This is a genomic window from Aeromonas sp. EU05-FHT14A05 (assembly GCF_058791175.1).
On record NZ_JBYTDH010000002.1, the window covers coordinates 349,024 to 362,631 of the forward strand.

The window sequence follows — 13,608 nt, forward strand, 5'->3', positions numbered from 1 at the left end:
AGGATCTCATGGACTATCTCTACGCCGTGGTGCTCTTTGCCATCTCGGCATCGGTCACCCCGGGACCGAACAACATCATGGTGATGAGCGCCGGCGCCAACTTCGGCATCAGGCGCAGCCTGCCGCTGCTCATGGGGATCTGCGTCGGCTTCACCCTGATGCTGTTGCTGGTGGGGCTGGGCTTCGGCCAGCTGTTCACCCTCTTCCCCAGCCTGCACTTCGTCATCAAGTGCGTCGGCACCCTCTATCTGCTCTATCTCGCCTGGCTGATTGCCCGCTCCGCCGACGAGGTGACGGGAGACACCTCCGCCCGCCCCCTGGGGTTCCTCAAGGGCGCCCTGTTCCAATGGGTCAATGCCAAGGCCTGGGTGGTCGCCACCGGCGCCATCGCCGCCTTCACCAGCGCAGGGGCCGACTTCCATCAGCAGAACCTGACCATAGCCCTGACCTTCTTCATCGTCTCCTTCCCCTGCGTCGGGCTCTGGCTGCTGTGCGGCACCCTGCTCAAACGCTGGCTGACCAATGCCCTCGCCCGCCGTCGGTTCAACCATGCCATGGCGGCCCTGCTGGCCCTCTCAGTGGTGCCTGTCATCCAGGAGATCCTGAGCCGGCCCTGACACCGCGCACATGAGCCCATCAAGAAACACAGGCCCCGAAGTGGGGCCTGTGTTGTTAGGTGTCAGCTATCACCCGGCGCGCATAAAGGCCGCCTAGCTGCAGGCACCGATCAGCTTCCAGGGGTCCCCTGCGCTCGGCACATTGCCACTGTTCCACCACTTGGCCTCATAGATATTGCCGTTGTAGGTCACCTGGTTGCCCGTGGTATACACAGACCCGGTGGCCCAGCTTGCCGGGCAACTGCTGCCCTGCTCGAAGCTGACCGACAGGCTATGGGCACCCTTCACGGCGGTGAAGGTGTAGCTACCAGCCACAGCCTGCGCCACACCATCGACGGTGAGGGATTTCACCTTGTAACCGGTATCGGGCAACAGGGTGACGGTGAAGCTGGTTCCCCCCTTGGCCTTCAGCACACCGTTCACCGGCGCTGGTGACAGAGTGCCGCCGACCCCGACGTTCACGCTGATGTCGAAGAAGACGGGAATGTCGATGGTGGCTTCGCTGTAGCTGCCGCTAAAACCGGCGAAGTTGGTCGCACTGAGGGTATTCACCGCCGTGTTCTTCAGCACTATCTGCTTGGCGTCCCCCTTGGCATAGGGTTCAACCAGGCTGATGACCACGTCGCTCCCCTCCTGGCTCAACTTGATGCCAGAGAAAGGCACCGGCTGGTTGCTCGGGGTGGTGATGACCGTCTTGGCCGGATCGAAGCGACTGACGACCAGCGTCATGTTCCAACCCCAGTTCAGCGAGCTAAGCGGCACTATATAGCCGAGGCGATCGTAGCTGCCGGTGACATTGGTGAACATCTCGGGCCTGATATCCTTGAGGGTCAACCCCACCAGCTCATAGGAGGAGTAGATGCCGCCATCCTCCGCCTGCGGGCCTATCACCACCGAGGTGGCCGTCTCATAAGCCTTCAGGTGTTTGAAGCCGATGCCGGCGCTGCCCGCAATCTTGTCGACCGCAGGATCGAAGCCCTGGACCACCTGCTTGCCCGAGTTCCAGGCCAGGGTGTAGATATCGGATTTGGTGATGACGGCAGCCGGATTGGCCTGCACCGACGCCGCGCTGACCCCCTTGAGCAGGACGCGCTGACCGGCAAACTGCAACTCGGCGCCATCGGCGACATCACCAATCACCAGATCCGCCAGGGGATCCGCCATGCTCCAGCCACGCAGCACGATGAGAACATTGCCTGGGGTGAAGTCATTGACTGTGGTCAGACCGTTCGTCTGCTCGTTGAGCAGGATCTGATCCTTGCCACCACCAGTGATGACAATGTCATTGCCCCAACCGGCCGTCAGCACCTCATCATAAGGTGAGCCCTGGGTGATGCTGTCACCAGGGGTGTCAAACAGGCTGTTGTAGTCACCAAACTTGTAGACGTACTTGGTGATGCAGGTCCCGAGCTCATCACAGGTGATCTGATCCTTGGTCAGCAGGGCGCCGACCCCCCAGGCGCCACGCAGGTGTGCCGCCGCCAGTATGCCTGACATGGTGGCACGGACCTGAATTGGCTGACCGTTGTCATCCTTATCGGGCCAGCTCTTGGCCAGGGCCTGGGCCCAGGTCATGTTGGCGTCCTTGAGCAGCTTGCTTATCACCTGATAGTTGAAATGCATGGCGTCGCGCATCACCAGCTCCTGCTTCTCCGGCAGGCGCAAGTCCGCCAGGGAGTTGACCCCATTCTTGCCGACGAAGGTTCCCTGCCAGCGGTTGACATCGGTCACATAGACCTTGTTGCCGCCCGAGCCCTCAATCTCGGCCAGGGCCTCGGTCTTGCAACCCGCCCAGGTGGAGTCCGGCACGAACATGTAGAAGCTGTCGTACTCCTTGCCATCGACAGTCACCTGTTTCGGGCTGTAGTAACCGGCATCGATCAACACCGCCTCACCCAGCTGATAACCGATAAAACCCCAAGCGTTCAAGGAGTTGTATTGCATCTTCCGGAACATGGCCGCATCGGTCGGGGTGGCGGAATTATAGATGTTTCCCACCCCCAACTTGTTGAAGAAGCCACTGATGGTGGTCGGCTCGGACAACATGCTGCCGGTCGAACAGTCCCGTACCAGACGACCCGGCGCCGTCACCTGGGCATAGGTGTAGACAGGGTTGTCGAGGTTTTGCAGATAAAAATCTGCCAGTGCCGGATTGATACCGGATTCAAAGTTGCGCAGCGCATCCAGGAAGTCCTGAGTGCCCCCCTTGGCCGCCAGAGCGGGGACAGCCAACGCGAGCAACACGGTTGCCGACACTATTTTCATGGTGCTTTTCAAAGCCTGAACCCTCTAATTAGTCCATTAATCACCGGGCAATTGCCCATGCAGGCTCCCAACAACAGACTCCTAGGAGAAATCCCCCGCCATCCGGGATGGCGGGAAAAGCAAAAGTTAACTGACCAGACTCACCGCCCGGCTGTGCTGGGTCGCCAGGGTGCCATTCAACACTTGCGCGGCGGCGCGAGCGCTCTCGGGGCGGGCCGAGTGGCTGCACAGGTAGTAGCGCACATCCGGATAACCGAGCAGGTCATAAGGGCTGCGCAGTGCCACCACTATCAGTTTCTCGACCTCGCGGCTGAGCCGGCGGACCAGGGCCTGGGCCTCCCCTTGGGCGAAGTCTTCTCCGGGCAGAGGATGGTGCTCGGTCACCACCAGCAGCCAGTCGTCGCCGACGGTTGCCAGCTGCTCGGGCGTCACGGACAGCACCCGTCGAGCGCCCTGGTCCAGAGCCGCAAGGAAATGATCGAAGGCAGGTTCACGCTGGTTGGGGCCTATGCCACGGGGATTGGTGAGGTTGTGATAGCTGGTCGCCGGTGTGGCGTTGAGCACATAAAAGGGCCCCTCGCCCAACTCGGGCACCTGGCGTAGCCAGGTGAGCGCCTGGTTGGCACAGCGGTTGGCCACCTGCTGGTTTGCCGCCATGTCGGTGGGTTGATAGAGCGCCATGGGCACCAGCTTGGCGAGCTTGAAGGCAAGGATGCGAGCCAGGGCGGCATCGATCACTGCCTCGTCCAGATCCCCCGCCGCCACCGCGGCCATGATGCCGTGGATCATGGCGAACTGCTTGTCGAGGTAGGAGTCGCTGTGATCGTAGTGCTCCTCGGAGAGCATGATCATGTTGATGCCCGCCTTGAGCGCCAGCACTGCCGCCGTGGCGGGGGAGTAGTGGTGTACGATGGCCCCCATGTTCATGCTGTCGGAGATGATGATGCCCTCGAAGCCCATCTCGGTGCGCAGCAGATCCTGCAAGATGATCGATGAGAGCGTGGCCGGGTGCTGACTGTCGAGCTGCGGATAGAGGATGTGGCTGGTCATGATGAGATCCACCCCGGCATCGATGGCGGCCTGGAAGGGCCGCAGATCCTGCTCGCGCAACTCGCTGAGGGACTTGTCGACCCTGGGGATCTCCCTGTGGGTGTCACCCTGGGTGTCGCCGTGCCCGGGGAAGTGCTTGCCGCTGCCACAGATACCCCCCTGATGCAGACCGCGCACCGCCGCCGCCGCGTGCAACGCCACCTTGGCGGGCCTGTCCCCGAAGGAGCGGCTGTCGATGATGGGGGAGCTAGGATTGAAGTTCACGTCGCAGCAGGGCCCCAGAATGCAGTTGAAACCGGCAAGGCGCATCTCCTCGGCCATGGCCTTGTACATGGCTTCGGTACCCTGCCCGGTCTCGGCCACACCGAGAGCCAGATTGCCGGGCCCAGTGGTGGACTCCCCCACCAGCACACCCCAGGCCCCCTCCTGATCCACTCCGAGCAGCAGCGGTAGGCGACCCTGCTCGGCACCTATGCTGGCCAGCTCCCGAGTCAATTGCTGGGCCTCGGCGAAGGTATCACCGTTGTCCTGGCTCAGGTAACAGCCTCCCAGGTTGTACTCGACTATCATGGTGCGCGCCTGCTCGGCGGACTTGCCCGGGAAGGCCAGGATGAACAACTGACCCACCTTCTCTTTCAGGCTCCAGCCGGAGATGATGCTCGCCACCTTGGGATCCATCTTCATGATCTCTTCCTTAAGCATCTGATAATAAACTTATTTTTTTCGCAGCTGCTTGAGCTGCCCCATGGTGAAGGTGACGGCGACGATGACGATGATGCCGCGCAGGATCAGTTGCTGATCCACGTTCAGCCCCATCAGGATCAGGCCATTGTTGACCATGCCCATGATGAGGGCGCCGATGACGGATCCCACCACCATGCCCTTGCCACCAAACAGATTGGTCCCCCCTATGATGACGGCGGCAATCACCAGCATGAGATCGCTCTCCCCCAGGGTATAGCGGGCGCTTTGCAGCCGCCCCGAGTAGAGGATGCCCGCGAGGGCGGCGAGAAAACCGTTGAGCATCAGCACGTAGAGCTTGATGCGGTTGATGTTGATGCCCGAATACATCGCGGAGATCTTGTTGCCTCCGGTAGCCAGCACCTGCTTGCCGAAGCGGGTGTTGCGCAGCACGAAGGCGCCTGCCACCGTCACCAGAATGGTCCAGATAAAGAGCACCGAGATGGGCCCTATGTCACCCGAGCCAAAGATGAACACATAGAGGTCGTTGTCGATGGGGATGGATTGCAGCGAGGTGGACCAGCGAGCGATGCCGGTGATGATGCCGGTGGTACCCAGGGTCACCAGGAAGGAGGGAATGCCGACCTGGGTCACGAACAGGCCGTTGATGGCCCCTATCATGGTGCCCACCATGAGCGCCGCCGAGACCGCCAGCAGAATGCTGTCCGTCTCCTGCAGGGTCAGCGCCGCGACTATGGCACTGAGTGCGACCGTGGCGCCGAACGAGAGATCTATCTCGGCGGCACTCAGCACGAAGGTCATGCCCACCGCCATGATGGCGATGGTGGCGGTCTGACGCGCAATGTTCATCAGGTTGACGGCGCTCAGGAAGCCCTTGTCATGCAATACCACGGAAAAGAACACGAAGATGCCGACGAACACCATGTAGATGATGTAGTCGCGCCAGTTGATACCGCGGCCCTTGGGCGCCGGCAGAGTTAAATCTTTCATCCTTGACTCCTTGCTTGTTATTGAACCGCCGCCAGCAGCGTCTCTTCATTCACCCGTCGCCCTTCCAGGCAGGCGACGACCCTATGTCCCTTGTTCACCACGCAGGGCTCCTTGTTTGTCATTGAACCGCCGCCAGCAGCGTCTCTTCATTCATCCGTCGCCCTTCCAGGCAGGCGACGATCCGCCCCTTGTTCACCACATAGATGAGGTCACAGAAGCTGGCGACCTCGGCATATTCACTCGACACGAAAATGGCCCCGTTACCGGCGGCGACATAGCTGTCCACTATCTTCATGATTTCGTACTTGGCATGGATATCGATGCCGAAGGTGGGATCGTCGAGCAGCAACACCTTGGCCTTGGTGGAGAGGCACTTGCCGATCACCACCTTCTGCTGGTTGCCGCCGGAGAGAAAACGCACCGACTGTTCGGGACCGCTGGTCTTGACCCCCAGGCTCTTGATCTGGGCCCGCACCATGGCGTCTCCCTTGAGCTTGTCCAGGCCCAGTCCCTGGGTGAGCCGGTCATAGGCGGCCATCAACATGTTGTCGGCCACCGAGAAATCGAGCACCAGGCCCTGGCTGCGCCGCTCCTCCGGTACCATGTTGATGCCAAGCGAGATGGCCTGCCTGGGTGAGCGGATCCGCACCGGCTCGCCATCGATGCGGATCTCGCCCGCCTGGATGGGTGTCAGGCCATAGATGGCCTCAAGGATCTCGGTACGGCCACTGCCCAGCAGACCCGCCAATCCCACGACTTGGCCCGGCATCACCCTGAGGGAGATGTCGTGCAGCTGTGCATTCGAGACGCCCTCCAGCTCGAGCAGAGGCACGGCATCCACGGCAGACCCCGGGCGTGACCAGCTCAGGCTGGTGTCACCCTTGCTGCCGAGCATGGCCTCGACCAGTGCCTCGACGCTGGTGTTGGCCGTATGGGTGGCAAGCACCGTATGGCCGTCACGCAGCACGGTCACGGCGTCGCAGACCCGCATGATGTCGCTGAGATAGTGGGTGATGTAGATGATCGACATCCCCTGGCCCTTGAGGGTGGCGATCACCTTGAACAGTTCGTTGATCTCATTGTTGGAGAGCGAGGCGGTCGGCTCGTCAAGCACCAGGATGCGGGCATTCTGGGCCAGGGCCTTGGCTATCTCGACGAACTGCTGCTGACCAACGCTCAGCCGCCCCACCTCGCAGTCCGGATCCAGATTGACACCCAGCATGGCGAGCAGGGGGGCGGCACGCCTGACCCTGTCCCGGTTGGAGATGATCGAGCCACTCTCGCCGCCGCCAGCCAGGAAGATGTTGTCGGCCACCGACAGGGTCGGTACCAGGCTGAGATCCTGATACACCATGGCGATCCCCTCGGCCTGCGCCTCTTTGGGGGTGGTGAAGCGGCAGGGTTTGCCAAACAACAGCACCTCGCCACCGTCCCGACCATGAAAGCCGTTGAGCAGCTTGACCAGGGTGGACTTGCCCGCCCCGTTCTGACCGACGATGGCATGCACCTCGCCTCGCTTGAGACGAAACGACACATTCTTGAGCACGGGGATGCCGTCAAACCCCTTCTTGATACCACTCGCCTCTATGGCGTACAGCTCCATGTGATAACTCCTTCCATGAGATGGCATGGGCCACTGCCTCAGGGCAGCGACCTATGGACTTATTGGCTGAGTGCCTTGGTAACGGCGGCCGGTGGATCCCGACGCAGCGCCTGTTGCCAGGCATCGGCCAAGTTGTCGCGGGTCACCGCATCGGCGGAGACGGTGACGAAGGGAGGGGTCTGTTCTCCCAGCTTGGCCAGGGCCCCCATGGTGGCCAGGGTCTGGCCGAGGTCATAAGGTAAATCCGTCACTATGCCGGCCACGTTGCGGCCCTTGGCCATGTCCAGGGCATTGGCGGCGCCCAGGTCCATGGTGATCACCTTGATGTCACTGCGTCCGGCGGCCCGCGTCGCGGCGACCACCCCTTCGGCGATGGAATCCCAGGGGGCATAGATGGCCTGGATGTCCGGGTGCTGGGTGATGAGAGCCGAGGCGACCACCTCACCATCATTGGCGTTGGCAATGCCCTGCTTGGCAAGGATCTGGACGCCCGGGTGGTGCTTGGCCAGGTTGGCCAACACCGCCTGATCCCGCTGATTGGTGACGTAATAGTTCGCCTCGTGGTAGATGAAGCCTATCTTTCCCTGCTCGCCCACCGTCTTGGCCAGCATGTCGGCAGCCAGACCACCCATCTCGAACAGGTCGTCGGTAACGATGCCGGCGTAATCCTTGCCATATTCAAATCCCGTTGGCAGGTTGCTGATCAGCACCAGCTTGCTGCCTTGCTGGACCGCGGGGCGAAAGGCCGCGGCGCCGGAGACGGGGTCGACCACCAGGGTAAGAATGATGTCGGGAGCCATGGCCATCACGGTTTCCACGTCCGTCCTCTGCTTGTTGGCATTGAATTCGGCATCGGTCACCGCCACCACTTTGACGTTCAAGTCATGGAATCTGTCTTTGGCACCCTTGATGAGGGCACTCGACCAGTCGGAGGTGGTGTGCATCAGGATGGCGGCCGTGTAATGCTGGGCCTTGACCCTGTCTTGCTGGGCAGTAGTGAGTGTTACCTGGGTATAAAGGGTTGGTTGTTCGCCATTGGGACCCAGGGTCGTGGTCGCCTCGGCGGCCTGGGCCCCGTTGCCGAGCAGCATGGCGGCGGTCAATGTCGCCAGTAAAAAGTGTGAGCGTTTTGCCAACATGGTATTCTCCCTATATCCATTGAGTGGTCGATAGGCATTATCTAGGTGTTTTATAGACTGTAATGAGAGGTATCTCACTAAAGAGCGCGATGTTTTTGCGACGCAGCTCACAGGATGTTCAGTTTTTGTTAATTAATGACAGGAAAAATCTGAGCGTCTGGGTATTCACTGGGTGAGCCGAACACAACAACAGGGATGAATGAAGGCGAAATACGGGGACTTATCACGAGATGCAGAACTGGAAGGAACATGAGTAACAAGCTGATCCCTATCGTCGAGCAGGGGCTCTGCCATCAACTGCTGGCGCGCAATGACATCTATTTCATCAGCTTCGATGAGCAGGAGCAGGTGGTGGCATCCAGCTATCCGGTGGATACCCTGACCCTCAATCGGCTAGACGATCTGGTGTTCCTGGTAGGTCCCGACTACCTGAAGGCCATACGCCAGCGGATCCGGGGCAACCTGCCCACCTTGCATTTCGAGATCCTTAACCTTGCCTTCGAGCTCTTCGCCCATGACGGACCGGACGGCACCCGCATCTGGTGCCTGCAGATCAAGCCGAGCGAGAGCCAGGACGCCTCAGGCATAGAGCAGGATCACCGGCTCATCAACGAACTCGCTCACTCCCTGGCCGCACTCAGCGACAGCCAGGGGGCGGCGCCCGGTGAGCAGCATCAGCAGCTGATCGCCCGCCACCTGCCCGAAGTGGAGCAAAAACTTACCCAAATTCAAGATCCGGCCCTCAAGATGTGCCTGGAGCTGATCCGCGCCAGCATGGAGAAGAGCCTGCAGGAAGACGGCAACCAACGCCTGCTGGAGGTGCTGACCCCCTCGGAGATGCAGGTGGCCGAGTTCATCCGCAGTGGCATGTCCAGCCAGGAGATCGCCAGCGCCCTCAATGTGGCGCGCAAAACGGTGGAGAATCATCGCAACAGCGTGCGCATCAAGCTGGGGCTGGCCAATCGCGGCGTCAACCTGCGCAACTACCTGCTGAGCCTGGAAAAATAACCCGTGCCACAACAAAGACAGGGTCGGCCAATCAAGACGATACCCTGCACAACTACTTGCCTGGCCTGGAGCAATCATCCGATGATGAGCGCCAGAGCATGAAGGAGATCACAATGCAGCAAGTCGTTTATGTCGCCAACCCGGTGAGCGGGTTGATCCATGTGTTTCGACTCGAGGATGGCGAGCTGGTCCCGCTGCAGGAAGTCCAGACCGGCGGCGAGGTGCAGCCCCTGGTCATCAGCCCGGACCAGCGCTGGCTCTATGCGGGGGTGCGCCCCGACTTTCGGGTGCTGAGCTACCCCATAGCCGCAGATGGCCGGCTCGGGACGCCCTGCTCGGCGCCGCTCGATGGTAGCGCCTCCCACACCTGCACCGATGGGACCGGGCGCTTCTTCTTTGCCGCCTCCTACGCCTTCGACCACCTCAGCGTCTCGCCCATGGATGACGCAGGTAGGGTGCTGGCCCCCCACCAGCGCATCGACCGGCTGATGGCCGCCCACTCGGTGACCCTGCTGACAACCAGCCAGGGTCACCAGGAGCTGCTGGTCGCCTGCCTCAAGGAGGATGTCATCCGCCGCTTCACCCTGGGAGAGGATGGTCAGCTGAGCCACCATCCCCTGGGTGACATCCACACGGCCCCCGGCGCCGGGCCTCGCCATCTGGCGCTGCACCCCACCAACGGCGATCTCTACTGCCTCAATGAGCTCGATGCCACCCTCAGCCGCTACCACAGGGAGGCGGATGGTCTCATCGGCGCGCGGGAGAGCCTGGACATGCTGCCCGAGGGTTATCAGGGAGAGCGCTGGGGGGCCGACATCCACCTGACCCCGGATGGGCGCTTTCTCTACACCAGCGAGCGGGCCAGCAGCCTGCTCAGCCTGTTCGAGATCGACCAAGGGGACGGCGCCCTGACCCTGCTGGGCCACTTCCCGACCGAAGCCTGCCCCCGCGGTTTTGCCATCGACCACAGCGGCCACTATCTGATCGCCACCGGGCAGAAGTCCCACAGCCTGGCCGTGCACCGCATCGCGGCGCAGACGGGCGAGCTCAGCCTCTCGTCCCGCCAACCCGTGGGGGAAGGGGCCATGTGGGTGAGGGTGCTGAGGCTGGACAAGCCCGCCTGACGGGCCTGAAGCCGCAGAAATGCGCGCGGCGCTCTGATGAGCGCCGCGCAGTGAACACTTGTGTCCGGGCCTTATCTGCTGCCGTTGAGCTCATCGTCCGGCCAGTACTTGTAACCCTGCATGGTGGCCTGCGCCGCCAGCCCCTGCTCGGTGAGCTGGTACATCTTCACCTTCTGGAAGTCGGCATTGGCCGCCTCGCTGACCACCACCTTGCCATCGTCCGCCGACTTGGCGGCCAGATCCGCCTGGGCGCTGGCATCGAACCCTGTGGTGATGAATCTGTCCAGGGCGGCGGCATCGTTGAAGATGATCACGGCCTGGAATTTCTTGATCCCCATGCCGATCCCCATGCCGGCGGTTGCCATCTTCATGTAGGTGTCGCGACCGGTGCGGTTGTCGCGAAGCACCCCATAGCCACTGCCGGCACTCAGTACCAGCAGGTTGTTGTTCACATTGGTGAAGACGGCATAACCCTTGGATCTTGCCACCTCCTGTCTGGTGCTCCCATCCTGAGCATACAGGGTGGAGAGGGTCTGCTGGCGCATCTGCTGAATGTGGTTGCGTTGCTCGGCGGGGGTATCCCCCTTGGCACAGCCAACCAGCAGCAGAACGGCCAGTATATGAATCCATAGACGCATGTCATTACTCCTTCGTGTCTCATGTGCGGGGGGCTGAGGGGGCCTCCCGATCCGGAACCGGATCAGAGGCCATCCGACCCGCTATCAGCGTTCACCGTCCGGTGCCCCGGGGCGCTGGCCAGATACAAGCCCCCCTTCGCGTCAGTATAACCAGCGCCACTGAACTTCTGCTGACCCGGCAAGCAGTGGGGCCCCGCCACCCTGGACTATCGGTGGCAAGATCCCGCTGCGCCGCCAACGGCTGCCCTACCCCTTGGTCACCTCGCCGAGAAACTCGGTGAAGCGCCGCCAGGACTTGGCATCGGCATCGGCGCGGTAATTGTCCGAGCCAAAGACGCTGAAGGCATGGGGGGCGCCGCTGTAGCTGGTCGCCTCGTGCTTCACCCCGGCGCTCTCCAGCTCGGTGATGAGGGCCGCGAACTGGCCCAGCGACACCGCCTGATCCGCGCTGCCATGCTGGATAAGCAGGCTGGCCCTGGTCTGCTCGTAGTTCTGGCCGGCCGGGGTCTCCAGCCCCCCGTGCACGCTGACGATCCCCTTGAGATTCGCACCGCTGCGGGCCAGCTCCAGCACGGCGGCGCCGCCAAAGCAGTAGCCCATCGCCACCGCATTGTCGAGGCGGCCGCCCTGCCTGCCCGCCTCGGCGAGTCCTGCCTGCAACAACTTGCGCATCCTGGCCCTGTCCTGATAGAGCGCCCCGGTGAGGCGCTTGCGCTCTTCCACGGCGGTAGGCCTGACGCCTGCTCCGAACAAGTCCACCGCGAACACGCTGTAACCGAGCGCCACCAGCATCTCGGCCCGCTTCACCTCGTAGTCCGTCAACCCGTCCCAGTCGTGCACCAGCACCACCAAAGGCGCCTGCTTGTCGGCGGCGGCCAGGTAATAGCCTTCGAAGGGCTGACCGTCGACCTGGTAGCGCACCGCACCGGCCTGGGCCGCGCCCCCCCAGATAATCCCCAGCAGGGCCAGGATCCATCTCGTCTTCATGTTCGTCTCCTTGACTGTGAACAACGCCCCTGATTGTAGTCGCCAGGCCGAACCCGATGGGTCAAGGCGCTCGCGGTGGGAGGCCACAAAAGCAAGAGGCCACCCAGGGGTGGCCTCTTGTCATCGGCATGGTGCGTCCAGGATCAGTATCAGTCCTTGGCCGACTCCATGGCCCCCTCTTCGGAGTGCTGGGGCAGGATGAGGTTCAGCAGAATAGCGGCCACCGAGGCCAGACCGACACCCGCCAGGGCGAAGTCACCTATCTTCATCTCCAGTGCGCCCACCCCCACTGTCAGGGTCACGGCGACGATGGCGATGTTGCGGGCCAGCCCCAGATCCACCTTGGACTCCACCAGGGTCTTGAGACCGATGGCGGCGATGGATCCGAACAGCAGCAGCATGATGCCGCCCATCACCGGCATGGGGATGGAGGTGAGCAGGGCGTTGAACTTGCCGAAGAAGGCCAGAATGATGGCGAACACCGCGGCCCAGGTCATGGTGACCGGGTTGAAGTTGCGGGTGATCATCACGGCACCGGTCACTTCCGCATAGGTGGTGACGGGGGGACCACCGATGAAACCGGCGAAGCAGACGCCGATGCCGTCACCGGCCAGGGTGCGGTGCAGGCCAGGATCCTTGGTGTAGTCCTTGCCGGTCACGCCGCCGATGGCCAGTACGCCGCCGATGTGCTCGATACAGGGGGCGATGGCCACCGGCAGCATGAAGAGGGCAGCGGCCCAGTTGATCTCCGGGGTCTCGAAGTGGGGCAGCGCCAGCCAGGGGGCATTGATCATGCCATCGAAGCTCACCTGGCCCATCAGCACGGCGGCCACATAACCGGCGATGACGCCGGAGAGGATGGGGATGAGCTTGATCCAGCCCTTGCAGAACACGGCCGCAATCAGGGTCACCGCGAGCGAGATCCCCGCCAGGGTCAGCGCAGTGGCAGGGGCCACCACTTGCTCGGCCCCGGCACGGCCCATGGCCATGTTGCAGGCCACCTGGGCCACCGACAGGCCAATCACCATGATCACGGGACCAATCACCACAGGGGGCAGCAGCTTGTGCACCAGACCCATGCCGCGCACGCGAATGATGGCCGCCAGGATGAAGTACATGAAGCCGGCGGCAAACAGACCGAACATGGTGGAGGGCAGGCCCCAGGTCTGGGTGGCATAGATGATGGGGGCGATGAAGGCGAAGCTGGAGCCGAGGAAGATCGGAACCTGGCGACGGGTGCAGAGCTGGAACAGCAGGGTGCCTACACCGGCGCCAAGCAGGGCCATGGAGGGGTTCAATCCGGTGAGCAGGGGCACCAGAACCATGGCACCAAAGGCGACAAACAGAATTTGCAGCCCGGCGACGCTTTGCTTGACCAAGGAAAACATGGGTATCCTTAATTTTTTGATAACTGACAGGGATAATTGACACTTTTCAGTCATCACAAGACTTTTTCAAGGCATGAGATGCGCCACTTGGCGTCAT

General features: G+C 61.9%; 11 protein-coding genes. 3 read left to right on the forward strand and 8 right to left on the reverse strand.

Annotated elements, in window-relative coordinates:
- The first annotated feature begins 8 nt into the window (after positions 1–8).
- Complete coding sequence (locus tag AC3WR3_RS04810) at positions 9–617, forward strand: LysE family translocator (protein WP_234570284.1); 609 nt, start codon at positions 9–11, stop codon at positions 615–617.
- Between the two features lie 93 nt (positions 618–710).
- Here AC3WR3_RS04810 and AC3WR3_RS04815 read toward each other — a convergent pair whose 3' ends face one another.
- From AC3WR3_RS04815 to AC3WR3_RS04835, 5 genes are all read right to left on the reverse strand, one after another.
- The gene (locus AC3WR3_RS04815; RefSeq protein WP_492291316.1) at positions 711–2,882 is read right to left on the reverse strand and encodes a carbohydrate-binding protein; all 2,172 of its coding nucleotides are present in this window, start codon (positions 2,880–2,882) and stop codon (positions 711–713) included.
- Between the two features lie 126 nt (positions 2,883–3,008).
- Positions 3,009–4,616 carry a glycoside hydrolase family 3 N-terminal domain-containing protein gene (locus AC3WR3_RS04820; RefSeq protein WP_492291317.1) on the reverse strand — a complete coding sequence of 536 codons (1,608 nt, stop codon included), beginning with the start codon at positions 4,614–4,616 and terminating at the stop codon, positions 3,009–3,011.
- A gap of 30 nt (positions 4,617–4,646) precedes the next feature.
- Positions 4,647–5,624, reverse strand: a complete 978-nt coding sequence (locus tag AC3WR3_RS04825) for an ABC transporter permease (protein WP_492291318.1) — start codon at positions 5,622–5,624, stop codon at positions 4,647–4,649.
- 118 nt (positions 5,625–5,742) lie between these two features.
- Positions 5,743–7,227, reverse strand: a complete 1,485-nt coding sequence (locus tag AC3WR3_RS04830; RefSeq protein WP_492291319.1) for a sugar ABC transporter ATP-binding protein — start codon at positions 7,225–7,227, stop codon at positions 5,743–5,745.
- Between the two features lie 59 nt (positions 7,228–7,286).
- Positions 7,287–8,366: a substrate-binding domain-containing protein gene (locus tag AC3WR3_RS04835; RefSeq protein WP_492291320.1), complete on the reverse strand. Its 1,080-nt coding sequence runs from the start codon at positions 8,364–8,366 to the stop codon at positions 7,287–7,289.
- 249 nt (positions 8,367–8,615) lie between these two features.
- Between AC3WR3_RS04835 and AC3WR3_RS04840 the strand changes: the two genes are divergently transcribed.
- Positions 8,616–9,374 carry a response regulator transcription factor gene (locus AC3WR3_RS04840; RefSeq protein WP_492291321.1) on the forward strand — a complete coding sequence of 253 codons (759 nt, stop codon included), beginning with the start codon at positions 8,616–8,618 and terminating at the stop codon, positions 9,372–9,374.
- A 113-nt stretch (positions 9,375–9,487) separates the two neighbouring features.
- Complete coding sequence (pgl, locus tag AC3WR3_RS04845; protein WP_492291322.1) at positions 9,488–10,498, forward strand: 6-phosphogluconolactonase; 1,011 nt, start codon at positions 9,488–9,490, stop codon at positions 10,496–10,498.
- 71 nt (positions 10,499–10,569) lie between these two features.
- Here the strand turns inward: pgl and AC3WR3_RS04850 are convergent, their stop codons facing one another.
- The 3 genes from AC3WR3_RS04850 to AC3WR3_RS04860 form a co-directional block, all read right to left on the reverse strand.
- Complete coding sequence (locus AC3WR3_RS04850; RefSeq protein ID WP_342058194.1) at positions 10,570–11,136, reverse strand: lipid-binding SYLF domain-containing protein; 567 nt, start codon at positions 11,134–11,136, stop codon at positions 10,570–10,572.
- Between the two features lie 246 nt (positions 11,137–11,382).
- On the reverse strand, positions 11,383–12,123 hold the full coding sequence (locus tag AC3WR3_RS04855; protein WP_492291323.1) for a dienelactone hydrolase family protein: 741 nt from the start codon (positions 12,121–12,123) through the stop codon (positions 11,383–11,385).
- Between the two features lie 149 nt (positions 12,124–12,272).
- Positions 12,273–13,511, reverse strand: coding sequence for a uracil-xanthine permease family protein (locus AC3WR3_RS04860; RefSeq protein ID WP_162519309.1), 1,239 nt, complete (start codon positions 13,509–13,511; stop codon positions 12,273–12,275).
- Positions 13,512–13,608: the final 97 nt, after the last annotated feature.

Bases quoted from the DNA above. Each gene is read 5' to 3' on its own strand.
- AC3WR3_RS04810 (WP_234570284.1), top strand. From the start codon at position 9: ATGGACTATCTCTACGCCGTGGTGCTCTTTGCCATCTCGGCATCGGTC.
- AC3WR3_RS04815 (WP_492291316.1), bottom strand. From the start codon at position 2,882: ATGAAAATAGTGTCGGCAACCGTGTTGCTCGCGTTGGCTGTCCCCGCT.
- AC3WR3_RS04820 (WP_492291317.1), bottom strand. From the start codon at position 4,616: ATGAAGATGGATCCCAAGGTGGCGAGCATCATCTCCGGCTGGAGCCTG.
- AC3WR3_RS04825 (WP_492291318.1), bottom strand. From the start codon at position 5,624: ATGAAAGATTTAACTCTGCCGGCGCCCAAGGGCCGCGGTATCAACTGG.
- AC3WR3_RS04830 (WP_492291319.1), bottom strand. From the start codon at position 7,227: ATGGAGCTGTACGCCATAGAGGCGAGTGGTATCAAGAAGGGGTTTGAC.
- AC3WR3_RS04835 (WP_492291320.1), bottom strand. From the start codon at position 8,366: ATGTTGGCAAAACGCTCACACTTTTTACTGGCGACATTGACCGCCGCC.
- AC3WR3_RS04840 (WP_492291321.1), top strand. From the start codon at position 8,616: ATGAGTAACAAGCTGATCCCTATCGTCGAGCAGGGGCTCTGCCATCAA.
- pgl (WP_492291322.1), top strand. From the start codon at position 9,488: ATGCAGCAAGTCGTTTATGTCGCCAACCCGGTGAGCGGGTTGATCCAT.
- AC3WR3_RS04850 (WP_342058194.1), bottom strand. From the start codon at position 11,136: ATGCGTCTATGGATTCATATACTGGCCGTTCTGCTGCTGGTTGGCTGT.
- AC3WR3_RS04855 (WP_492291323.1), bottom strand. From the start codon at position 12,123: ATGAAGACGAGATGGATCCTGGCCCTGCTGGGGATTATCTGGGGGGGC.
- AC3WR3_RS04860 (WP_162519309.1), bottom strand. From the start codon at position 13,511: ATGTTTTCCTTGGTCAAGCAAAGCGTCGCCGGGCTGCAAATTCTGTTT.